Source organism: Pedobacter yulinensis, from assembly GCF_003029735.1.
Lineage (GTDB): Bacteria > Bacteroidota > Bacteroidia > Sphingobacteriales > Sphingobacteriaceae > Pedobacter > Pedobacter yulinensis.
In genome coordinates this window covers 314,726-338,509 of sequence record NZ_KZ686269.1, presented here as the reverse complement: position 1 = coordinate 338,509, position 23,784 = coordinate 314,726, and the positions used below count along the sequence as shown (strand labels likewise).

At 52.6% G+C, this 23,784-nt stretch carries 18 protein-coding genes; 13 read left to right on the top strand and 5 right to left on the bottom strand.

Annotated elements, in window-relative coordinates:
* Positions 1–220: 220 nt before the first annotated feature.
* From C7T94_RS08760 to C7T94_RS08735, 6 genes are all read left to right on the top strand, one after another.
* Positions 221–3,298 (top strand): SusC/RagA family TonB-linked outer membrane protein, encoded by a 3,078-nt coding sequence (locus tag C7T94_RS08760; RefSeq protein ID WP_107214994.1) that lies wholly within the window; start codon positions 221–223, stop codon positions 3,296–3,298.
* A 12-nt stretch (positions 3,299–3,310) separates the two neighbouring features.
* Positions 3,311–4,843: a RagB/SusD family nutrient uptake outer membrane protein gene (locus C7T94_RS08755; RefSeq protein ID WP_107214993.1), complete on the top strand. Its 1,533-nt coding sequence runs from the start codon at positions 3,311–3,313 to the stop codon at positions 4,841–4,843.
* A 10-nt stretch (positions 4,844–4,853) separates the two neighbouring features.
* Positions 4,854–5,786 (top strand): hypothetical protein, encoded by a 933-nt coding sequence (locus C7T94_RS08750; protein WP_204353251.1) that lies wholly within the window; start codon positions 4,854–4,856, stop codon positions 5,784–5,786.
* Between the two features lie 69 nt (positions 5,787–5,855).
* Positions 5,856–6,875 (top strand): glycoside hydrolase family 26 protein, encoded by a 1,020-nt coding sequence (locus C7T94_RS08745; RefSeq protein ID WP_107214992.1) that lies wholly within the window; start codon positions 5,856–5,858, stop codon positions 6,873–6,875.
* Positions 6,876–6,921: 46 nt separating this feature from the next.
* On the top strand, positions 6,922–8,328 hold the full coding sequence (locus C7T94_RS08740) for an MFS transporter (protein ID WP_107214991.1): 1,407 nt from the start codon (positions 6,922–6,924) through the stop codon (positions 8,326–8,328).
* Between the two features lie 22 nt (positions 8,329–8,350).
* Positions 8,351–9,526, top strand: coding sequence for a glycoside hydrolase family 130 protein (locus C7T94_RS08735; protein WP_107214990.1), 1,176 nt, complete (start codon positions 8,351–8,353; stop codon positions 9,524–9,526).
* A gap of 54 nt (positions 9,527–9,580) precedes the next feature.
* Here C7T94_RS08735 and C7T94_RS08730 read toward each other — a convergent pair whose 3' ends face one another.
* Positions 9,581–10,804, bottom strand: a complete 1,224-nt coding sequence (locus tag C7T94_RS08730) for an AGE family epimerase/isomerase (protein WP_239494962.1) — start codon at positions 10,802–10,804, stop codon at positions 9,581–9,583.
* A gap of 89 nt (positions 10,805–10,893) precedes the next feature.
* A complete protein-coding gene (locus tag C7T94_RS08725; RefSeq protein WP_107214989.1) occupies positions 10,894–12,093 on the bottom strand; it encodes a glycoside hydrolase 5 family protein in 1,200 nt (399 codons plus the stop codon).
* Between the two features lie 303 nt (positions 12,094–12,396).
* On the opposite strand from C7T94_RS08725, the gene C7T94_RS08720 reads away from it, so the two are divergent.
* The 6 genes from C7T94_RS08720 (at position 12,397) to C7T94_RS08695 (ending at position 17,933) form a co-directional block, all read left to right on the top strand.
* Positions 12,397–13,740, top strand: coding sequence for a M23 family metallopeptidase (locus C7T94_RS08720; RefSeq protein ID WP_107214988.1), 1,344 nt, complete (start codon positions 12,397–12,399; stop codon positions 13,738–13,740).
* A 30-nt stretch (positions 13,741–13,770) separates the two neighbouring features.
* The gene (locus C7T94_RS08715; protein WP_107214987.1) at positions 13,771–14,106 is read left to right on the top strand and encodes an MGMT family protein; all 336 of its coding nucleotides are present in this window, start codon (positions 13,771–13,773) and stop codon (positions 14,104–14,106) included.
* 97 nt (positions 14,107–14,203) lie between these two features.
* A complete protein-coding gene (locus tag C7T94_RS08710) occupies positions 14,204–14,500 on the top strand; it encodes a hypothetical protein (protein ID WP_107214986.1) in 297 nt (98 codons plus the stop codon).
* Between the two features lie 49 nt (positions 14,501–14,549).
* Entirely contained in the window at positions 14,550–15,296 is a 747-nt protein-coding gene (locus tag C7T94_RS08705; protein WP_107214985.1) for a DUF72 domain-containing protein, read from the top strand.
* 52 nt (positions 15,297–15,348) lie between these two features.
* Positions 15,349–15,696: a hypothetical protein gene (locus C7T94_RS08700; RefSeq protein ID WP_107214984.1), complete on the top strand. Its 348-nt coding sequence runs from the start codon at positions 15,349–15,351 to the stop codon at positions 15,694–15,696.
* Positions 15,697–15,752: 56 nt separating this feature from the next.
* On the top strand, positions 15,753–17,933 hold the full coding sequence (locus C7T94_RS08695) for a TonB-dependent receptor (RefSeq protein WP_107214983.1): 2,181 nt from the start codon (positions 15,753–15,755) through the stop codon (positions 17,931–17,933).
* A 70-nt stretch (positions 17,934–18,003) separates the two neighbouring features.
* Here the strand turns inward: C7T94_RS08695 and C7T94_RS08690 are convergent, their stop codons facing one another.
* Positions 18,004–20,376 carry a sensor histidine kinase gene (locus tag C7T94_RS08690; protein ID WP_107214982.1) on the bottom strand — a complete coding sequence of 791 codons (2,373 nt, stop codon included), beginning with the start codon at positions 20,374–20,376 and terminating at the stop codon, positions 18,004–18,006.
* Positions 20,377–21,001: 625 nt separating this feature from the next.
* Between C7T94_RS08690 and C7T94_RS08685 the strand changes: the two genes are divergently transcribed.
* On the top strand, positions 21,002–21,517 hold the full coding sequence (locus C7T94_RS08685; protein ID WP_162618621.1) for a hypothetical protein: 516 nt from the start codon (positions 21,002–21,004) through the stop codon (positions 21,515–21,517).
* 200 nt (positions 21,518–21,717) lie between these two features.
* On the opposite strand, the gene C7T94_RS08680 is transcribed toward C7T94_RS08685, so the two are convergent.
* Both C7T94_RS08680 and C7T94_RS08675 read right to left on the bottom strand, forming a co-directional pair.
* Positions 21,718–22,815 carry an alpha/beta hydrolase gene (locus C7T94_RS08680; RefSeq protein ID WP_107214980.1) on the bottom strand — a complete coding sequence of 366 codons (1,098 nt, stop codon included), beginning with the start codon at positions 22,813–22,815 and terminating at the stop codon, positions 21,718–21,720.
* Positions 22,816–23,251: 436 nt separating this feature from the next.
* Positions 23,252–23,653: a VOC family protein gene (locus C7T94_RS08675; protein ID WP_107214979.1), complete on the bottom strand. Its 402-nt coding sequence runs from the start codon at positions 23,651–23,653 to the stop codon at positions 23,252–23,254.
* Positions 23,654–23,784: the final 131 nt, after the last annotated feature.

Below are 23,784 nucleotides of genomic sequence, written 5' to 3'. Positions count from 1 at the left end.
GCTTCTCTCACAAACCCGAAATGGCCGGAAACCTGAACACAATTCTCCAGCAGCAGTTGCCGGCGTCAGAATAGTACCAACCTGCAGGTTCCCGGAAAATCAGCCCGAAAACATAATTAAATATAAGCAAATGTTAAAATACTATTAAGGAGCGCGCAGGCGTGGCCGCTATCTTTGAGCCGAACCAAATCGACAACCAAATATTCAATTAGCAAATCTTATGAACAAAACTCTGTACACGGTACTTGCCTGTATCCTGTTTTTCTTTGCCGCTTCGGGTCCGCTATTTGCGCAAACCAGGACGGTGCGGGGGCACGTAACCGACGAGAACGGCGCCGGCCTTCCGGGCGTCGTCGTTGCCGTTAAAGGCGAGAACACCCGCAGCTCGACAGATCCTGATGGCAATTTTTCCATTGGCATTTCGGGCAACCAGGTGCTGGTGTTTACCTATGTAGGCATGCAAACCCGCGAAATCGGCGTGAGCGCAACCCAAACCAGCCTGAATGTTTCCATGAAGGCAGACAATCAAAACCTGGACGATGTGGTCGTTGTCGGTTACGGCGCGGTAAAAAAGAGCGATCTGACCGGCTCGGTAGCGACCCTTAAAGGCAGTGAACTGAACCGTACGCCTGCTGCATCGGTAGATCAGCTGCTGCAGGGCAAGATTGCCGGTGTCCAGGTCATTACTTCCGGCGGCCAGCCCGGTTCGGGCGCCACCATCCGCATACGCGGTGCTAGCTCGCTTAACGGCTCCAAAGACCCGCTCATGGTCGTAGACGGACTTCCGTTTGGCGATGCGGGAAATTTGAAACAGATCAACCCTGAAGACATTGAAAGCATCGAGGTTCTGAAAGACGCCTCTTCTGCAGCCATTTATGGTTCCCGGGCCGCTAACGGCGTGATCCTTGTGACCACCAAAAAAGGAAAAGCAGGGCAGTCGCGCATTACGTTCAGTTCACTGAATACGCTTTCCGCGCTGTCTAACAAACCTGATCTCTGGCGTGACCCGGTCGATGAGGCCATTTATGCCAACGAAGCGGCGATCAACGGCGGGGCTATTGCTGCCGATATTCCTTATATCGGCATAAACCGTCCTTTTGGCGAAGGCAGCAGAACCATCTACTACCCTTCTATCGCCGAACTTCGCGGCCTCGCACCGGGAAAAGGCCCCTGGCCGTATGACACGGATTGGGTCGACCTGGTTTACCGGAACCCGTTCTCGCAAAGTTATACACTTGGTGCAGACGGTGGTTCAGAGAAAACCAAATACGCCCTGTCAGGAAATTATTACAGCGAAGATGGCATTGCGATCAACAACGGTTTCGACAAGTATACCGGCCGGCTTAACCTGAGCCAACAGCTGAACAAGGTGATCACCGTAGGAACCAATGTAGTCCTGGCTTATACCAACAACACCGGTTTCGGACTTGGCGTTGGCCGCAGCCGCATTTTTCCGGCATACGACGAAAACGGCAATTATTTCAGAATGAGCAGCACCGATTACGGCAACCCGCTCTCGCTGGCTAACCGGGTACTGAGCCGCAGTAAATCTTTTGACTTGTTCGGTACGCTGTATGCGGACGCGCGCATTACAAGTTGGCTGCAATTCAGAAGCCAGCTAAGCTCCAAATATGGCAATTCGATCAACGACCAGTACGACCCGCGCGATGTGACGTTCAGGGGTTTTGAGAACAAAGGTTTCGGGTCAATCGATAACGGCAACTACACGGACCTGCTGAACGAAAATTATTTTACCGCAACCAAAAATTTTGGCGATGACCACCAGTTTAACCTTGTTGTGGGCAATACGATTCAGAAAACAGTGAACCGGTCCAGCACACTGATTGGCAGAGAATTCGTGAATGACAACCTGCTGAACGAGAACCTGGAAACCGCGGTTACCAAATCGCTGTCGAACGGGCTGAGCCGGTTCGACCTGAACAGCTATTACGGGCGCCTGAACTACGTGTTGTTCAATAAATACCTGTTTACCGCCACTGCTCGTGCCGACGGATCTACAAAGTTCGGTGCCAACAACAAATGGGCTTTTTTTCCTTCGGGCGCCATTGCCTGGAAACTGAACGAGGAAAACTTCATCAAGTCGATGAAAGTTTTCTCAGAATTGAAACTTCGCGCCAGTTATGGCCTGACCGGCAACCAGGGCATCAGCCCCTACCAAACACTTGACCGCTTCGGTTCGTACCGTTATTTTACAGGCGCTGCTTTCCAGACCGGTTTCGGGCCAGGGCTTGCCGGCGCCAATGATGAGCAAGGGCGCACGGTGGTTGGCGGCCTCGGTAACAACAGCCTGCGCTGGGAAACGACCCGTTCGTTCGATGCCGGTATCGACATCGGCCTGATGGATCAGCGTTTCACCGTGACGGCAGATTTCTACATCAAAAAAACCGACGACCTGCTCAGGCTGAAAACGATCGCGCCTTCTGCCGGTTATGACCAGCAATGGATCAATGACGGTGAAGTGAAAAACACCGGTTTTGAACTGGGTTTCAATGCCGAAGTGCTGCGCGGATCGGCCCTCAGCTGGACCCTCGGCGGTACATTTACCCTGAACAGGAACGAAGTGATCAGCATGGGCGAAAGCAACCGGGTCGAAGTAGGGACACTATATGAAGCTGTGCGTCAGCGCATCAGCACCTATACCCTGGGCCAGCCGATGTATGCGTTTTACGGATACCGTTCTGCAGGCATCATCCAGACCGTTGAAGAGGGCGTAGCTGCCGGACTGACCGGATCAGAGGCCCTGCCCGGCGAAATCAAATACCTCGATATTTCGGGCCCTCAGGGTGTGCCCGATGGTATCGTCGATGCCAATGACCGCACGATGATCGGCAACCCGAACCCTGACTTTCTGTACAGCATCAATACAAACCTGCGTTATAAAGGTTTTGACCTTTCGGCACAGCTCTATGGCGTGCAGGGAAATGAGGTTTGGGACTTTAACAAGATGACCCCCAGCCGCCAGATCCTGCGCTGGACGCCTGATAACCCAAGCAATGACTTTCCGCGCGCCAACGCGAACCGCGGCTACAAGGCATCAGACTTCTTCCTGACAGACGGCTCATTCTTACGCATCCAGAACATCACCCTGGGCTACAATTTTAAGCCCGGAATGATCAAAGGACTGAACAGCCTGCGTGCTTTTCTTTCAGCGAACAACCTGTACACATTTACCAGGTTCAACCCCGGGTACGATCCGGAAGTTGGCGAGCTGGGCATCAATACAGGCGGTTATCCGCGTCCACGCGCGTTTTCGTTGGGTATCAATGTCGGATTTTAACCTATTACAGTCATGAACATCAAAAAACTTACATACCAAACCCTCCTCTCGTGTTGGCTTTGCGCCGCCATACTGGTTCCTGCCGGCTGCAGCAAAATGGATGAGAAGCCTTACGGCCTGACCAATACCGGTTCGTTTTATAAAACGGCGGCAGATGCAGAATCAGCCATTATCTATGCGTATTCCGTGCTTCCTGAGGTAGGCTATTATTCAAGGGGTTATTACCTCATTACCGAACTGCCTACGGAGAATCTGACCCAGAAGGGCGACGCAGGCGCATCAAACTTTGAGCTGGATGAGCTGCGCACCACGGCCAACAACTCAGACCTTGATAACATCTGGACCTATATTTACCGGGGAATTGCCCGCGCGAACGCCGTTATTACCAATGTCCCTAACATCAGCTCCATGCCGGAAACGGCACGAAACCAGGCTGTCGGTGAGGGGCATTTTCTCCGGGCGCTCCACTATTTCAATCTGGTCAGGATGTTCGGCGAAGTGCCGCTCAGGCTGGAGACCATTTCAGACGTTGCCCAGATTCCGGCGGCGAAGGCACCGTTGAAAGACATTTATGACCTGATCCTTGCCGACCTGACGCGGGCTGGCGAGCTGATCACGGTTCCCCGCATCAGCGAAGGGCGTGCAAACAAGGTAGCCGTCGATGCGCTGCTTGCCAAAGTTTACCTGCAGCTGGCTTCTGCAAAAGCCAGCGGCGCACCAGGCTATGCCTTTGTTGCCGATGCCGAAGCTGCGTATAGCCAGGCCAGAAACTTTGCCGCGCGGGTGGTTAACGGACAGAGCACCTATGCTTTCACCAACCGGCTGCCAGAGATCTTTGACACCGAAGTGTACAAGAAGGCGGCGGTCTCTGAACACATCTTTGACGCGGCAGTAGACCGTACCGGCGAGGTTGAGGGAAACTTTTCGAAACTGCCCAACATGTTTCTTCCGGCCGACCGGCCAATGACCATCCCCTACGACCCCAGCGATCCGGCCGGAAGGCAGATCAATATTGGCCAGGGCTGGGCACACTTCCGCACAGAGGCAGCGATCTATAACGCTTATGCCAACAACGACAAACGAAAAACCGAACTCATCGTTTCCAGCTATACGAATGCCGGCACCACTTACAACCTAGATATTACCAGCAGTTCGCGGCCGTTTACGCGAAAATTCATCGACCCGCTGCGCGTGGGCGATAAAAGCAGTGCCAACTCGCCTGTACTGCGGTATTCAGACATCCTCCTCGTCTTTGCAGAAGCAGCCGGCCCGACCACCGAAGGTTATGCGGCCATTAACCGGGTACGCAGCCGTGCGGGCATCGGCCCGCTGAACCCTTCGCTAGGTGTACAGGCCTTCCGCGATGCGGTCGTTGAAGAACGTGCCCTCGAACTTGCTTTTGAAGGCAACCGGCTGTTCGACCTGCGCCGTACCAACAGCATGGAAAAGATCCTGGTGCAGAAGTATGGGAAAACCATTACCAGCGGGGCTTACTTTTTCCCCATCCCCCAGAGAGAAATTGACACGAACCCATTAATCAAATAATAAGCTGACCATGAGAACAAATGCAATGCTGAAAAATATCTGGATCCTGTTGCTGGTCCTTGGCACCGCGGCATGCCAGAAAGATCCGTACAAAGATGTGGAAAGCAACGAAAAATCGATCGAAGCTTTTACACTTGGCAACGGACTGGTCCAGATCGGCCCGGCAGAAATTAACCGCAGCGCCGGCACGGTTACGGTAAAGGTACTGATGCAGGGCAATACTGACCTGAGTAATGTACGTCCCTCCATTCAAAGCTCTTATAAGGCCAGCATCAGTCCGGCGTCGGGCGAGCCGGTCAACTTTACGGCAAACGGCAACAAGACCCGGTACACCGTAAGGGCCGAGAGCGGGCAGCAGCGGGAATGGACCGTTGAGGTTATTCCGTTTACCGAAACCATTCTCGGCACCTACGCCGTAACCGACCTGGTGGTTTACGGCGGCACAGGACCCGAATACAACGGTGCCGCGGTGCTCAAAATGACCGATAAACCCTGGATATGGCCTGCGGCTGATGGCCCGGCGGCCGAACTTGACAACCAGCTTACCTTTACTTTCGGCGGCGTAACCGCCGAGGGAAACACCTTTGGTACGATCAGCAACACGGCAGGCGCCGACGGTAAATACGCGAACTTTCTGTTTACCGGCACGCCCCAGACCGATGTCAATAATTTTTACCGCACCATACCCAAAGGCGAGGGCAAGTGGACCCGGAATTACGTAACAAATACGGTAACCTTTACATTTAGCGACGGCAAAACGGCTACAGGAAAATTTGTAGGCGCCGGTACTACTGACCTGGGCAATGGCGCTAAAAAGACTGTTGTTAACCAGGCCTTTGAGTTTACGCTGAACGGTACCGACGACTGGGGAAACATTTACAGCGACCTCGACAAGTTTGTAAAGAAGCCCAGGACCTACTGGATAGACGTGAAGAAAAATTAAACAAATTATAACACCAGCTTCGGGTAGCATGGCACAGGCCGATCTGCCCGAAGCTTTAATATAAACACCATGATCCGAAACCTCCTGCTCCTGGTTCTGCTGGCCACCAGCCTTTCTGCCTGCAAAAAGCCAGGCGGTGCAGGCGAAGAGAAAGAACCCGAGCCACCGGCGCCGAATACACCCTTTAAGACGCTGAATTTTCTGTACAGCATATCCGGCAGTAAAACTTTATCGGGCATTCACAACAGGGAGCCCAACAGCAGCCCGGCCAGGTTTACCGAACAAATGAAGTCGGTTACCGGCAAATACCCTGCGTTGTGGAGCGGTGATTTCCTTTTCCAGCAGGACAACATTAACAACCGCCAGATTATGATCAACGAGGCTGTGAACCAATGGAAAAAAGGTGCCGTGATCAACCTCATGTGGCATGCCTGCAATCCGGCCCGGTCACAACCCTGCGAATGGGACAATGGCCAGGGTGTCATGAGCAGCCTTTCAGATGCTGAGTGGAACGACCTGCTTACAGAAGGTACGGCCATCAATACCGAATGGAAATCCATGATGGACGAGGTAAGCGGCTATTTGAAGTTTCTGAAAGATCAGGGCGTCGAAGTGCTGTGGCGGCCGCTGCACGAAATGAACCAGGGAAAATTCTGGTGGGGCGGCAGGCCCGGCGCAAACGGCACCCGGAAACTCTGGCAATACACGCACAACTACATGAAAAACGTAAAAGGCCTGACCAATCTGATCTGGGTCTGGGACATGCAGGACTTTTCAACACTTTCGGCAGACCTGGACAACTACAACCCTGGTGCTGCATTCTGGGATGTCGCCGCCCTCGATTTCTACGATGGCAGCGGTTTCAGCCTGGCCAAGTACCAGGCCATGCTGCGCATCTCGGGTGGCAAGCCAATTGCCATCGGCGAATGCGATAAACTGCCTACTGCCCAGCAACTGGTCGAACAGCCCAAATGGACGTTTTTTATGGGCTGGAGCGAACTCGTTTTTGAACAAAATTCTACAGTACAGCTCACCTCGCTGCACAGCGCCGGCCGGGTGCTGACGCTCGATAAAATGCCCGGCTGGTAAAACGCCCCGAAATGAAGACCTTAGCAGTTAAAACTTTATACACCTCATGACGCAACCTCTCTCCTTAAAAGAAAAAATAGGCTATGGTTTCGGCGATTTCGCCTCGTCCATGTTCTGGAAAATTTTTTCAGTCTACCTGTTGTATTATTACACCGATGTGTTCGGCATCGCCGCCGGCGTGGTCGGCACCATGTTTCTGATTACCAGAATCTGGGATACGGCACTGGACCCGCTGATCGGTATCCTTTCAGACCGCACGCAAACGCGCTGGGGAAAATTCAGGCCTTACCTGCTGTGGGTGGCCGTACCGTTCGGACTGATCGGTGTACTCACCTTTACAGCTCCTGAATTCAGCACAACAGGAAAGATCGTGTATGCTTATGTAACCTATACCCTGATGATGATGGTCTATTCAGCCATCAATGTACCCTACGCTTCCTTAATGGGCGTGATGAGTGCCGACACGCGCGAGCGTACAACGCTGTCTACCTTCCGCTTCGTTTTTGCCTTTGCGGGAAGTATCCTCGTTTTGGGAAGTGCGGAATCGCTGGTTGGCTTTTTCAGCGGCGGGCAAGCTGACGCATCTTCCTTGAAACAGGGCTGGCAACTGAGCATGAGCGTCTATGCCCTCATTGCAGTAGTGCTCTTTTATCTCACATTTGCCTGGACCCGCGAACGCATCACCGCCGCTACGGCCATCCAGGGCAACCTGAAAGCCGACCTGAAAGACCTGGCCGGCAACAAGCCCTGGTTTATCCTGCTCGGCGCCGGCGTTTGTACGCTGATCTTTAATTCCCTGCGAGACGGTTCGGCCATCTATTATTTTAAATATTACTTTGAAGGGCCCGGAGCAGGCATGACCCTGTTCGGCATACCGTTCAGTTACAGCACACTGTACCTTGTTCTTGGGCAGGCCGCGAACATTGCGGGCGTGGTGCTGGCCAAACCGGTTTCAGACCGCATCGGCAAGAAAAACACCTTCATTGGCGCCATGCTCGTGGCCACCCTGCTCAGCATAGTTTTTTACTTCTGCAGCCCCGACGAGACTGCCCTGGTCTTTTCCCTGCAGGTTCTGATCAGCATCTGCGCCGGCAGCATCTTCCCGCTGCTCTGGTCCATGTATGCCGACATTGCAGATTACTCAGAATGGAAGACCGGCCGGCGAGCAACCGGGCTCATTTTTTCATCCTCCTCCATGTCTCAGAAACTGGGCTGGACGCTCGGCGGCGCCTTAACCGGCTGGATATTAGCACTCTACGGCTTTCAGGCCAACGCCGTGCAGGATGCAGCCGCACAAACGGGTATCCGGTATATGATGAGCCTGATCCCTGCCGCAGGCTCGCTGCTGTCTGTAGGCATTATCCTCTTTTACAAACTGAGCGATACCTATATGATTAACCTCTCAAAAGAACTCACAGATCGTCGCGAGATCGCCCAGAAGGGCATTAACTGAATTTCATTCATCCATTACACATATGACTAGCTATTTTCAAGAAAGACTCAATAAACTCCGGGCACGCCACGAAGAATTCCTGGAGCGCCCAAATGAAAGAGAAGATTTGGGCAACGGCCTGTTTTTTCGCTACCGCAATCCGGTGCTTACCGCCGACCATGTTCCGCTGAACTGGAAATATGACTTCAATGAACAAGCCAATCCGTGGCTCATGGAACGCATTGGCATCAACGCTGTTTTTAACGCAGGCGCCATGCTATTCGACGGCCGTTACATCCTGGTGGCCCGGGTTGAAGGCAAAGACCGCAAATCTTTTTTCGCGGTTGCAGAAAGCCCGAACGGTATTGACCGCTTCCGTTTCTGGGACCAGCCGGTTGTGCTGGCCGAAAACGAGGAGCCGGACACCAATGTTTACGACATGCGGCTGGTGGCGCATGAGGATGGTTGGATCTACGGGCTGTTTTGCACCGAACGCCGCGACCCTGGGGCACCCGAGGGCGACCAGACCGCAGCCATAGCCCAATGCGGCATTGTACGCACGCGCGACCTCTGCAAGTGGGAGCGCCTGCCCGACCTCAAGACACCTTCGCCTCAGCAGCGTAATGTGGTACTGCATCCGGAGTTCGTAAATGGCCAGTATGCGTTTTACACCCGTCCGCAAGATGGTTTCATCGAAGCAGGCAATGGCGGCGGGATCGGTTTTGGCCTGTGCGCAAATATGGAACAGGCGGTAATTACAAATGAAGTGATCCTGGACAGGAAGATCTACCATACCGTTTATGAAGCGAAAAACGGACTGGGCCCCGCTCCCATCAAAACCGCTCACGGCTGGCTGCACCTGGCGCATGGCGTTCGCAATACAGCAGCCGGTCTGCGCTATACGCTCTACCTGTTTATGACTGCCCTGGACGACCTGAGTCGCATTATCCACAAACCTGCCGGTTATTTCATTGCCCCGGAGGGAGAGGAACGGATCGGCGACGTTTCAAATGTGGTCTTCTCGAATGGATGGATCCAGGACGGAGACCGGGTGCTGGTTTACTATGCTTCGTCTGATACGCGCATGCATGTGGCGGAAACAAGTGTACAGCAGTTGGTCGACTATGTCCTCAACACGCCTGAAGACGGCCTTACTTCGGCAGCATCTGTTCAGGCCATTAACGAACTGATCGGGGCAAACGCAGTCGCTGTCCATTAACAAAAAACCGGCAGCTGCGCCAGATGCAGCTGCCGGTTTCTCCTCTCTTTTCCACTACAACCGTTTCAGTAGCTCGATGCAGGCACGCCCATTATGGTAGGGACATTTCCAAAAGCCGGCCTTGTCTTCCCCTTCCATCAGCGAGCCGTCTGCCTTGCGGCCCCAAAACCACTCGCCGTTTACCGGGTCAATGATTCGTAGCTGTATATAGTCCCATAGCCGCTGCACTGCCAGGCTGAACGTTGCATCGTTTGTTAACCTGGCCGCGGTTAGAAACCCAACCATTGCTTCTGCCTGCACCCACCAGTGGCGTTCGGTATTGCTGTGGCCCGAAGCGGGATCGTATTCATAGATCATGGCACCGTCTCCGGCAAGCCCCTCCAGGGCACCCCCGGCCAAATCAAGCGCCAGCGCCCGGACCGTCCTTGTAATCTCCTCGTCGTTGACCGCTGCCGCTGCTTCCAGCAACAGCCAACTGGCTTCAATGTCGTGGCCATAAGAGACCACGGCTAGTTTACTGACCCAGTTCTCGTCCATGAAAAGGCGTAAATGCCGGGTCTGCGGGTCATAGATCCGGGTTAAAAAAACCGTTAACAAGCCAAGCAGCTGCTGTTTCAGCTCAGGGTCTGGCCAGACCTGATAAAGAACGGTATAGGCCTCCAGCACATGGAGGTGCGTGTTCATTGTCTTTTTTTCGTTTGCGTCTTTTTCGCTGAGCCGCAGGTCTGCCAGCTCGCCCCAATCACGTAAAAATGCTTCGAGATAACCACTGTTCAGCGGATCAAAGCTGTGTTTCTCCAGCAGGCGGAACAGCGCTATGGCCAGCTCAAGGTCCTGCGCTCGGCCCGCTGCACGGTAACATTCTGCCAGCCCGTAAATGGTGAAGGCCTGGGCATACACCTGTTTTTTGGTATCGGCGGGTTTACCCCCGGCCGTTACCGACCAGAACACCCCGCCATACCGGGTGTCGTTAAAACAGGCATGGATGTAGTCGGCGGCGCGGAGGGCCATGTTCAGGTCTTCTTCCCGTACACCGTGGTTGTATGCCGCGGCAAAGGTCCAGAGAATGCGCGCGTTCAGTACCACGCCTTTATCTGCTTCGGGATCTACCTGCTCATTTGCATCAATGCGCCCATAAAAACCACCCGCGGGGTCTGTCATGCGAAGTTTCCAGTAATGCAGAATGGCTTGAAATTCCCTGCTGATCTCTTGTTTAGTCAATTCCATTGTGTTGTTCAGATGTGGCCTGCGGCCACCGGCGTCAAAGATATCCGGCATGAGACTGCCTTGATAATATTTTTTTAACAATAACCGGTTTAAAAAAAGCCCCGGCCTGCTGGCGGGCCGGGCACTTCATTCGCAGCATTTTATGGATAAACCAATGCAGGATAGGCAGCATGAAATGCATTCGTACCGGCAGCAATGCCATTAAAAGTACCGTAGCCGTCATTTTCCCAGGGGTTTTTCCAGGCACATACCCCCGCATAACCGTTCCAGTATGATTGCTTGTAGTAGTTCTCCATGGTGATGTTATAGTTGCCGCTGTTGTTTGGCGTCGAGCTGGTTACATTGCCGCCATAGGTCTCGCCGATCAAAGCCGGTCTGTTGCCATTGTCCAGCCAGTAACCGATCGTTGTTGCAAACGGACCGCTGCTGCTCTGCCAGGCATACCAGTGCGGAGACCAGAAATCGAGGTAGGCCTGCGGGTCATTGAACTGGGCCTGCAGCGAAGCATTGCTGTAATTGTTACCGGTGTACCGGTTGTCGCCCGTATAGGTATTGTAACCGATGTAGCGGTCGCTGTTAAAACAGATCCACATTGAGCCAACGGTTACCGGCTTGGAGGAATTTTTGTGAATAGCGGCTGCGCACATGGCCAGGAAGCGGATAACCTTGTTGCGGTCCAGGCGGCCGCAATCTGCATCGCGCCAAATGTGTTCGGGCTCATTGCAGAGGTCGTAACCCATAATGTTGGGAACAGCATTGTAGCGTTTTACGATCGGGATCAGCCAGTTGTTGATGTAAGCATTGGTTTTGTTGACGTCTGTAATGATGTTGCGGAACTGCGTCGCTTTGCTGCCCTTGGCCATATCGAAAGACCAGAACGTTGGCATGATGTAAATATTCCAGTCTTTGGCCTTTTGTACCAGGCCGTCCATATCGGTAAGAAAACGGGCGCTCGGGCTCAGGGTATAACCGTTTGCATCGATCCCCGGACTGTAAGCACCCGAACCATGTATCCAAATCCTGGCCAGGTTGATGCGGTTTTGGTTGTAACGCGCAAACTCCGCGTTCCACCAGTTGGGATCATAGTTCCGGTCCAGGAAATCTAGACTGTAATCGCTCTGCTTTTGCCAGGCAGTGTTAATCCCGTTGAAAAAGATCTGTTTGCCATTCACGTAAAATTTGTTGCCGGAAATACTCACGGCTCCGACTGCCTGTACATTAGCGGCGGGCGAAGGTTTTTGTCTGTCCGGGGATTCCTTTTGCGGAACAGGCTGTTTTTTACAGGCTGAAAAGCACAGCAGGAGCGCCAGCAGCGCGGGCAGGTTTCTGTTTTTTCTCATGGTTTTATGTATTTGGTTTGTCAATAAACCGGCTGGTTAAGACCGGGTTATTCAAATTTACCCGCATAAATTATTGGCTTTTAATAGTTTATTGACAATAGCTGATACAAATGCGTGCCGCAGCCAAGGCTGACGTGGTGCCTACGTTTGGCCGCCCACCTGTAACCGGGCCGTTCGCTTTCGTTGCCAGCGGGCTTAGCCCGCACTGCCCGGACACTGGGCGGGCAATTTTTATCCGGAGCCAGGCTAAGTCGTCGCAAACATCACGTTAGGGCAGCGTGTTATGCTTACAAACACCAATAAATGAACAAAATAAAATACCTGGTCCTTTCTGCCCTGCTCCTGCTCACGCTCATTTTGAACGGATGTAAATCCAGGATGCCCGGATTATTTTCGGCACGTTCCCCGCACGATCAATACCGCGGCATGCTGATTAATGCCGGTCTTGACCGCACGGCCATGGGCGCGCAATGGCTCAGCACAGCAGAGAAAAGCCTTGCAGCCCCCATTGCGGTCAGGGTTCCGTTCAGGGAGTCGGGCTATTTTCCGGCAGACCGCGTTGTGGCTGCATCGTACCGTTTTTCGGTAAGCCAGGGCCAGAAACTGACCATCAGCATCGACAGTAAAGCTGCTTCGCCATTTCGCATCTATGCAGACCTCTGGGAAATCAGGCCCGGCCGTGAGCCGAAACTCCTGGCCTATGCCGACACACTGAATAATCCGTTCACTTTCGACGCAGATGCGGTCAACATGTACCTGCTGCGCCTGCAGCCCGAATTGCTGCAGGGCGGCGCCTATACTGTCGAAATCGGAACCGGTCCGTCGCTGGCCTTCCCCGTGCAAGGAGCCAGCCGCAAAAACATTGGCAGTTATTTCGGTGCCGGTCGCGACGCCAACACCCGTAAACACGAAGGTGTGGATATATTTGCGGCCTTCCGCACACCGGCCATCGCAAGCGCCTCAGGCACGGTGGTTCGTGTAAATGAGAACAACCTGGGCGGCCGTGTGGTCTGGTTAAGGCCAGACGGAAAGGAATACACCCTCTATTACGCCCACCTTGACGAGCAGCTTGCCAAAACCGGGCAGCGTGTCCAGCCCGGGGATACCCTGGGCCTGGTCGGCAATACCGGAAACGCACGCACCACGCCGCCCCACCTGCATTTTGGCATTTACGCATCAGGCGGCGCAGTGAACCCGCTACCGTTTATCGATCCGCAGGTTACGCCCCTGCCACCGCTGCGTGCGGCGCTCCAGCCATTGAATACCCGCATGCGTACACAGAGCGAAGTTTCGGCAGCACTGACCACTACCGCCGGCCCGGACACGCTGGTGCGCCTGCCGGCAGGTACCATTGTACTGGCCGAAGCGGCGAGCGAAGACCGGTACAGGGTAACGCTTCCTGACGGCAGCTCAGGATATATTTCGGCCGGCCGGCTTAGGTCTGCAAGTGCTCCGCTGCGAAAATTCACAGCAGAAACCGCGGGCCATGAAGTATTTGATCTTCCGCTGCGTACCGCAGCCGTACGTTTCCGCCTGGAACCCGGCGAGCGTGCGGATGTACTGGGAACCTACAAAGGTTATATCCTGATCTCAAACAAAAACCAGGAAACGGGCTGGGTTCCTGCCCCAGCCAGGCTAAGCCGGTAAATTGCTTTCTGAACGGGTACAGCATAAGTTATGAAACAAAAACAGGCTGATTTTTTTGACCAGGTGTACGCTGTGGTTCAATGTATCCCTGCCGGGCGGGTAAGCACCTATGGCGCCATCGCCAGGGCGCTTGGCGCTGCACGTTCATCCAGACTCGTCGGTACCGCGCTGATCATGGCCCACGACCCCAGGCTATCCATTCCCGTTCACCGTGTTGTAAACCGCAACGGACTGTTAACGGGTAAACAACACTACGGCTCGCCAAGCGAAATGCAGGAACGGCTGGAAGCAGAGGGCATTGTTGTTCTCGAAGACCAGGTGCAACGCTTTGACCAGGTATTCTGGGACCCGGGCGAACATCTTTAAAAAGGTTCGGGTACGGCAACGACATGTCGTGCAGAAGTCCCGGAAATCTTTAAACAAGATTGCCGGGAGAACTGTTCCACGATGAAAATTGACTACTATGAAACAGATGAATGTTCCCGAAGACATGAAAGTGACGGTTGATTTTCAGGCCGCCGGAATTTCCGGGAAGGTCCGGGAGCTGCAGCCGCTGGTTTTCAAAGACCAGGATGGTTACCGTTGCCTGCTCGGCCCCGATCTTGAGACTGGTGTGGTGGGTTCGGGCGAAACGGTCGATGCGGCAATAGCCGACTGGACCAGAAACCTGGACGAACGCCTGGCCAGCGGAGACCGGAACGACGAGCTCGGCCTTTACATTACCGAAATGTTAAAAATGAGCAACAAGGATGTGTGGTAACCGCAGGTAACATGGCTTCAGATCGCCAGACCAAAACACCGTGAACAACATGGATCAGGGAGAACTTTATATTGGCACTTCGGGCTGGAGTTACAAACATTGGAAGGGTACTTTTTATCCTGAAAAACTACCGGCCTCAAAACAACTGGACTTTTACCTCAGGCACTACAATGCAGTCGAACTGAACGGCAGTTTCTACCGCCTGCCAAGTGCAGAGACCATTGAAAACTGGATGAGCCGCTTCCCCGAGGGATTCAAGGTCTGCGCCAAGGCCAACCGTTTTACCTCTCACCTGAAAAAACTTCACGATCCTGAGATCACATTTGAACGATTTTTTAGCGTATTTGATTCAATGATTGCTTTCATGGGGCCTATATTGGTGCAACTGCCGGCCAACCTGGCTTTTCATGAAGAGGTCGCTGAGAATTTTTATAAGGTACTTTCCCGAACTTATTCGGCTTACCGCTTCGCCATAGAGGTCAGGCACCCCACCTGGTTTACGCCCCAGAGTATCGGCCTGATGAAGCAATACGGTGTTACGCTGGTCATTGCCCAGTCCAGCCAGTTTCCTTACCACGAGGAAATTACCGCAAGAGATGTCTACCTGCGGCTGCACGGACCGGGTAAGTTATACGATTCTTCTTACAGCAGCAAAGAATTGGCAGATTTTGCGGCGCGGATACGCGAATGGCGGCAGTCCGGGCATGATGTATGGGTATTTTTTAACAATGACGTGCATACCTATGCGATCGACAACGCCAACACCCTGCGCAAAATGCTGGGGGTCGGCACCTGAGGCTGCGACGGGTAGGTTCCCCCGCAAGAGATTTGACAGCAAACAGCGCAGCTTGTCCGAAAATTTATATTTTTACTGCGTGAAACTGTTCTCGCTGCTTCTGGCCTTTTTTGTCTTAGCCCTTACGGTGACGCCCTGCTGCGTGCCCGATGTGCCTGAAGGAGATCTGCATGAAACAGTTGTCATGAAAAGCAAAGGCTGTAACGAACTGGGCGGCGATTGCTGCAGCACTTGTTCCCCGTTTTATGTCTGCTGCAGCGGCGCGGGGCTTGCCACAACGGCACAACAAAGCGCAGATGTGTTCAGGTTGCCTCTTGCCGTAAACCACCGCACGGCCTATGTGACCCCAAATCTTCCACTCGTTCCCATGTCGATCTGGCAGCCGCCGCAACTTGGTTAAGTTCAGTATCGGTCTCTTCAGACCCCATTTATTGAAATTACCCTTGATCCATTCAAATGAAAAATTTTATAGGGGCCCTGGTGTTGCTGTTGTTATCTTCAGCTGCCCTTGCCCAGCATACATATAAGGCGGTCGTCAAAGACGCCAAAACCCACGAGCCGCTTAGCGGCGTAACCGTAGCGGTCCCGGAACAAAACAAGACCGCGAAATCTGACCATACAGGCCTGGTTGTCCTCGACGGAATCCTGCCAGGAAAACAGGCGGTTCGCCACAGCCACATTGGCTACACAACCCGCACAGACAGCCTGCTGTTTCCGCTGGAAAACGACGTCACTATCGAGGTACTTCTGGAGCCTGCCGAAACAGGCGAGGAGCTGGAAGAGGTGGTTGTATCAACGACCCGCAGCAGCCGCACCATCAGCAACATTCCCACCCGGGTAGAGGTTATTGCCGGTGAAGAACTGGACGAAAAAGCGAACATGAAACCCGGCGATATCCGCATGGTACTTGCCGAAAGTACCGGAATCCAGACGCAGCAGACTTCGGCTACCAGCGCCAATGCCAGTATTCGCATTCAGGGGCTGGACGGCAGATACACCCAGATCATCCGCGATGGCTTCCCGCTGTATTCCGGTTTTTCGGGCGGCCTTGGTCTGCTGCAGATTGCGCCGCTGGATCTTCAGCAGGTAGAGGTCGTTAAAGGTTCTTCATCCACACTCTACGGTGGTGGGGCCATTGCCGGCCTGGTTAACCTCGTATCGAAAAAACCTACCACAACGCGGCAGCTTAACTTTCTTTTAAACGGCACATCAGCACTTGGCCTGGATGCAAGCGTCTTCTATGCACATAAACCAGGTAAAGCCGGTCTCACCGTCTACGGCGCCTACAACAAAGGCAGTGCCTATGACCCATTCAACACCGGTTTTACGGCAATCCCAAAATTTGACCGGTTCACGCTCAATCCGCGGGTGTTCCTGACGCTGGGCGACAAGACAGCACTCTCGGCGGGCATTACGGCAATGACCGAAAAGAGACTCGGGGGCAACCCCGACTATGTGAAGGGTAAAGCGACAACCGGTCCCGCCTATTTCGAGGAAAACAAAACCGGGCGGTACAACAGCCAGGTCGAACTTGAACACCGGACAAGCGATGCTGAGAAACTGGTGTTCAAAAACTCGGTTGGTTATTACGACCGCAGCATCGGTTTGCGCGATTACAGTTTTTCCGGCCAGCAGGTCTCATCTTTCAGCGAGGCCAGTTACAACCGCAATGGGCGGAAAGCAGACTGGGCAGGCGGGCTGAACTTTGTTACCGAAAATTTCCGGGAAGACCCGCATGGAAATGCCGCCCTGAGAAGTTACGATTTTAAAACGTTCGGCGTCTTTGCGCAAAACACCTGGAACCTGTCTGAGGCCGTGAACGTAGAATCAGGCATTCGCGGCGATTATCACAACGCGTACGGTTTTTTCTTCCTGCCACGGCTTTCAGCCTTGTGGAAAATAAACAAACACTTTTCAACCCGTCTGGGCGGTGGTTTCGGGTATAAAGCGCCAACCGTATTTACCGAAGACGCCGAACGCATCCAATTCAGAAATGTATTGCCCATTGATGTTTCGGCAACTGAGGCCGAACGTTCTTACGGTGCCAACTACGATATCAATTATCAGACAGTGTTGTTCGATGACGCTGTAGGCCTGAGCCTTAACCAAATGTTCTTCTACACGCGGATAGATCGGCCGATCATGCTCGTTTCGGCACCGGGCGGGAATCTCAACTATGTACAGCCGGACGCACATATGGATACCCGGGGGCTGGAAACCAATGCAAAGGTTACGTTTGGCGATTTCAAACTTTTTGTAGGCTACACGCTTGCAGATGTGAGTTACCATCAGGGTGCTGTGAATACGGCATATCCGCTGGTTTCGCGGCACCGGCTAAACAATGTGCTGATGTATGAAATAGAAGACGAGTGGAAAATAGGCGCTGAAGCCTATTATTTTAGCAGACAGCAGCTAAATGACGGCGCCACTGGCCGTAGCTACTGGACCACCGGTTTTATGGTAGAAAAGTTATGGGAGAGATGTTCGGTATTTATCAATTTTGAGAATTTCACCAATACCAGTCAGACCCGGTTTGACAGCATTTATACCGGCAGTCTGACCAATCCAGTGTTCAGGGATATCTATGCTCCTGTCGATGGTTTTGTGGTGAATGGCGGCGTCAAACTGCGGCTTTAAAGGCCATAACGCGTGTTCGGCGCGACTTACTTAACCTAAAATCGCGCCGCGCATGCCGACATGATGGCCCTTAATGGCTGCCAGCCAACAGCCGGTCGTTCAGGTCTGCACCCCATTCGGTGACAGGCAGAGCCACCGGCTGTTCTCTTGGGAGGCTGAATGAGAATACTGATCCCTTGCCTTGTTCGCTCCGCACGGTCAGCTCCCCATGGTGCCGGTCAATGATCTGTTTAGTCAGGTACAGCCCTAATCCAAGTCCGCTGAAACGGGTAGCCTGTTCTGAACGATAAAACCGCGAAAAAATCTTCTTTTGTTCATCAGGAGAAAGACCGATACCCTGGTCTTCAATGTGAAACGCAACCTGTTCAGCATTTTCTTCCAGCATCACCCGAATACTTTGGGCATTTGGTGAATACTTGATTGCATTGCCCACAAGATTAACCAGGGCCTGCTCCATCCGTTGCCGGTCGGCTTGAATAACGACCGGTCCGTCGGGGATACTAGCTATGATTTCATGCGACTGGCTCGTGTGTCTGAACGTATCGATCACATCGGCCAGCAGGGCGCGAATATCCAGTTCTTCCAGGTTAAAGACCAGTTTGCCAGCTTCGATCTTAGACATATCAAGCATATCGGCAATGAGCGAGTTTAGCTTTTCAACCTGGCTAAGACATTTGTTCAGGAACAGGGAGTCGGCCTGCCCGGCATGATTCCGGGCCAGTACCTGCAGGTAACCTTTAATGGAAGTGAGGGGTGTTTTAAGTTCATGACTGGCCAGGGCAACGAATTCATCCTTTTTTTCACTGAGTAGCTGCAGTTCTTCAAACAGTCTCGATCTTTCAATGGCTACTGCGGCCTGGGAAGCGATGCTGCCGACTATGTCTTCATGATCGGCCGTGAAAACGGCGGGCTCAGGATGACCAAAAATTAATCCACCGATCAGCTGACCTGATCCGGACACCACCGGGACAGTTAACAAACTGGCCGGTTTCAGCTCCATGCCCGCAAAGGCCAGTTCCGGCATCTGCCTGCTGTACTCAGGGTGACTGCCAAGATTGTCAAGGCGCACGCTCACCGGCTCGCTGAACATTTGCTGAAAGAAAGCCTTGTCGGCGGCAGCCAGTACCGGGCCAGGCGCAGCGGCTGTACCTGATAACGCATACAGTGAAAGCGACTCGCCTTCCTCATTCATCGTATTATACAGAAAAGCGCCGAAGGTTGCGCCGGTTATTTTTTTCGTCGCATCGGTTACACGCTGTAAGATCGTCTGGATATCGAGCTTTTCTGATATACTCTTGCCGATTGAATTCAGCATTTCCATGTTCTCTGCATATCTCTTCAGCAAATCCTGCGACCGTACCTGCTCGGTTACGTCGCGTGCTACTTTCGAAGCGCCGATGATCTGGCCTTTCAGGTCTCTTATAGGTGAAACGGTCAGTGAAATCGGAATTTCATAGCCCGCTTTATGAAGACGGATGGTCTGGAAATGGTCTACCCGCCTGCCGTTCTTGATGTTGTCTATAATGTGTTCTTCTTCATGAAGCCTTGACTCGGGAATCAGTATGGTGATGGATTTGCCTACCGTTTCGGCTTCTGAATAACCAAAAATGCGTTGGGCCCCTGCATTCCAGCTGGTTATCGTGCCATCCAATCTTTTGCTGATGATGGCATCGTCAGAAGATTCGACAATTGCCGCCAGCATGGCTTGTTTTGAAGCGGCATCTTGCCTGTCACTGATATCGCGCGCCACTTTCGAAGCGCCGACAATTTCGCCCCGCCGGTTTTTGATCGGCGAAACCGTTAGCGAAATCGGAATCTGCTGTCCGTCACGCCGGACGCGCTGCGTTTCGAAGTGATCTATCTTTTCACCTTTCCTGATGCTCGATAAGATCTGGTCTTCTTCAGTCAGCCGGTTTCTGGGAATCAGCATGGTAATTGATTTACCGACTGCTTCCTGTTCCGTATAACCGAAAACGCGCTCTGCACCATGGTTCCAGCTGCGAATGGTACCATCCAGATCTTTGCTGATAATGGCGTCGTCTGATGATTCGACGATGGCCGAAAGCAGTGCATTGCGGCGGTCATAATCGTAATTCTCTGTAACATCAAGCAAGGTGATGAAGGCTCCCGGCGTTTCTCCCGCCTGGCCCGGCAGTGGCCGGATATACATTTTCAGGTGCCTTACCTGCCCGTCAGGACGCGCGATCGATATGTGCTCAGAATCGCTCGCAATGCCCGATTGTATCGTCGGCAATACCGCCGTTCCGCCAGCAGCTATTTCACGTCCCGCACTGTCATACATCTTCAGCGCCCCGCTCCAGAAATCTTTGTCCGGATCGGGCTCGCGGCCCCAGAGTTCTGCCGCCGCTACGTTATAAAAAGTGATCCTGCCATCGCCGTCACATGTGTACATGGCAAAAGGCGAATCTTTGATCATATTCATGTATTCAATCACTGCCGTTCTGTTAAATTGAATGGATGAATTCCTGTTTATTCATAAACACTGGTTATCGTCTTTTCAACGCACCCCTAAAATACTAATAATATTGTCTTGTTTATTCCGAAATGGAATATTCACTGATAATTGCAAACCTGCGTCAACCAGATTCCCGTCTGGCATCCCCTCCCGGCTGCTGCCAGTCGCCGGCATGATCAAATCTCATGAAATAAATAAAGCACACTATCCCTCGTGGCGCTTCTATTTCCCCATCTAGCAGGCATAATGGCTGCTTTGCTCCACCCGTTATGTAGGGTGAACAGCTGCTGCTTCAGCCCGTGCCTTGCCCCAGCTTTTGCGGCACAAACATAAACAAAACAGCGACGCTTGGTAATAAAAGAATCGAAATAATGATATACGGGCACATAAAGCAGTATCTGACACAATAAGACACGTATTATCCACCGGGTCTTATCAGCTGGAAACCGCTCCCGGGCCATGCTCAATGCGGTAACCTATATCGGCTCAGGCAGCAGGTTGCTGCTGGTTTGATCACGATGACTGCCAGTGTAGCGTTATGCCTGGTCTGCTCGTATGGGTTATTAGTTTAACCATTCAACCTCAGACCATTATGAATACCATCATCTCTTTCCCGCCGTCACGTAAAGTGAAAATTGCCGGCCGGCTGCTGCTTGTCTTTGCCCTATGCGCACTGTCATTTGCTTATTCCTGCAAAAAACCCCTGGACGAACAGGAGGTGCAGCTTAGTGAAAACCTGCTCAAAAGCCAAAAAAAGTACTCAAAACTAACCGGATCAAGAACAGAGTCCGGTGGTACTTTCGACCTCACCGACATTCAGCGGGAGGGTAACCTGCTAAACATTGCCGTAAAAGGAGGCTGCAATGCGGCTGACTTTGAAGTGGTTTGGGACGGACACATCCTGCTGAGTTATCCGGCACAGGTTAAGCTAGTGGTGCACAACCGCGCCACTGAGACCTGCGGCACCGACCGTACATTTAACATTCAGATCGACCTCAGCAAAATCATCGAAAATCCTGATCCGAAAGACTATGTATTTCATGTCGCCAACGGATCGGTTAAACGGGATAAATCGCTTAACCCAGATGGGTCGGTAACATCCCGTTAAACGATCTACGGGCTGCGGGAGCCAGCCCTTACGCCGGTATCCGGTTCGCTTTAGTTTATGTGGTTAATAACCAGGTCTTGCACCTGGTTATTTTTTTAGTGCCGCGCCGGATGTCATCTGAATGCACATCTTTTGATTGTCCTTGGGCCGGTTGCCGTGCCCGCATGCTTGGGCAAAACGTAAAGATTCTGGTTCTTCACTTATTTCAATGCAAGTGGCCTGACTTCGCTGACCAGCGAGATCAATAGTTTTCCGGGCTCTTCCAACGGTATCAGGTGCGCCGATCGTTCAAACCATATTGCTTTTTTCTTCGGTGCAGCAACCTGATCAAGCCATGCCGCCGGCGGTTGCGATGGAGTTGTATAGTCGTGCCGGCCCATAAACATAAACACAGGTATGGGAAATCTTTTAACGGGCTTAAAATCAACCCTCAGGAATTCGGGCATCACCCGGTCCAGGGTGTATAAACTTCCGGCGCCGATCGCGTTCACGTCTTCAGCGGTATAATCGGGCGAAAGCAGCGGCAAATTGAAAAAAAAGAATGAGTCATTGCGGTAGGCAGACAAACCGCCGTAATACTGCGGCCAGGTTCTGGCAATAATGATGCGTTCGCGTGTTACCGGCTGGTTGCCGGGGTATGGTGCAATCGAGTTAAGCGCATCAATGGCCTTCTTGTTCTGGTGTTTTTTTGCCTGCTGCAGTCCGTACTGAAAACTCAGGCGCTCATTGTCCATGGTGTTGATCACCTGCCCGATGCCAACATAGGCATAAAAAAGGTCCGGACGTTTTAACGCTGCTTTCATACCCACAATGGTACCCCAGCTGTGGCCGATCAGGATCAGTTTACGCTTGCCGTATTTTTTAAGAAGATGCCCTGCCAGCTCAATTGCATCATCGGCATAGCGTTCAATGGTCAGGGAACTGCCCAGCCCGGCCGTATCGTTAGCTGCATAGGTTTTTCCGCTCGCGCGCTGGTCATAGTTCACAAAAGTAAAGTACTCTTCCATGGGTCGCTGAAAGCTCCAGGCCAATGGCGACATCGGCGAAGCAGGTCCGCCATGAACAAACAAGACGATTGGATTTTCCCGGTCCTGGCCGCGCACATAAATCCACTGCCTCATGTTGCCAAGGCTGAGCTGGTACTTTTCCTGTACGCCTCCAGGGGCCACAATAGAATCGAGATCGGCAATGATCTTTTTTGCTTCGCGGTTTTCCTCTGCTTGTCCTGTTCCCTGAGCCAAGCCCATGCGGCAGCAGATGAAGAGTGCGAGGACAGCGATGAGACTGTTTTTTTTCATGCGGTTTAGACTTTACCGGAGAAAGGCCGGGTTGCCGGATATAAATCTAGTTAATACCAGGCTACGTATCAATTAATTACGCTGTTCAACCTGTTCAGAATGAGAGGACACGCGTCCGGGGACCCTTCTGGCATGCGACCGGATCAAGGGACTCATGTCTTGAGGCTTCCCTTGCAAAAATTGCCTGAGGGACGTAAGTAGAACCGGTGAAAATTGCCACACCCAACCCGACAAGCGGCTTCGCGCCGTTGTCAGAATCTTGATTTTGTGAACTGCAGAACACCGGCGGATATGCGCGGCATATCCAATGACATACGCTGCAACAGTTACGCAGTCGGATAGCTGCACAGTCCGGTGCTTGGTTTTTGTTACCACGACGAATCCGAATTTAGGGCTTGAGCTGCAGGCAAACGTTTTCCGGCCGGCTCCGGCCGGATCAACCTGTTGCGTCTTCCGCATTCTCGCCGGCCGGTTCCCAGAGTTCGATGATGTTGCCCTCGGGATCGAGCACGTGGATGAACTTGCCATACTCATAGCTGGTAATTTCGTCGACGATGGCTACCTGGTCTTTTTTCAGTTCTTCGACCAGGGCGGTCAGGTCATCGACCCGGTAATTGATCATAAAGGGTTTTGACGAAGGATCAAAATACGCTGTATCCTGCGGAAACGTCGCCCAGGCAGTGCTTCCTGTTTGCCCGGGGTTCGCGGCATCCCGCCATTCGAAAGTCGCACCGTATGGCCCGACGGGAATACCGAGGTTCCTTGCATACCAGTCATTCATGGCTTTCGGATCGCTGCATTTAAAGAATACGCCGCCCAGCCCTGTTACCTTTTTCATAAGTGATTTTCATTTTTGACAGTTTCTAATGCGCTGCACCTCAATACATCGGGTGCAGCGCCGCACTTTTTTCCTGAATTCTGTAAACAAGGTCTGCCTATTTCGGCATATTTCCAAATCAGCTGTGTGTA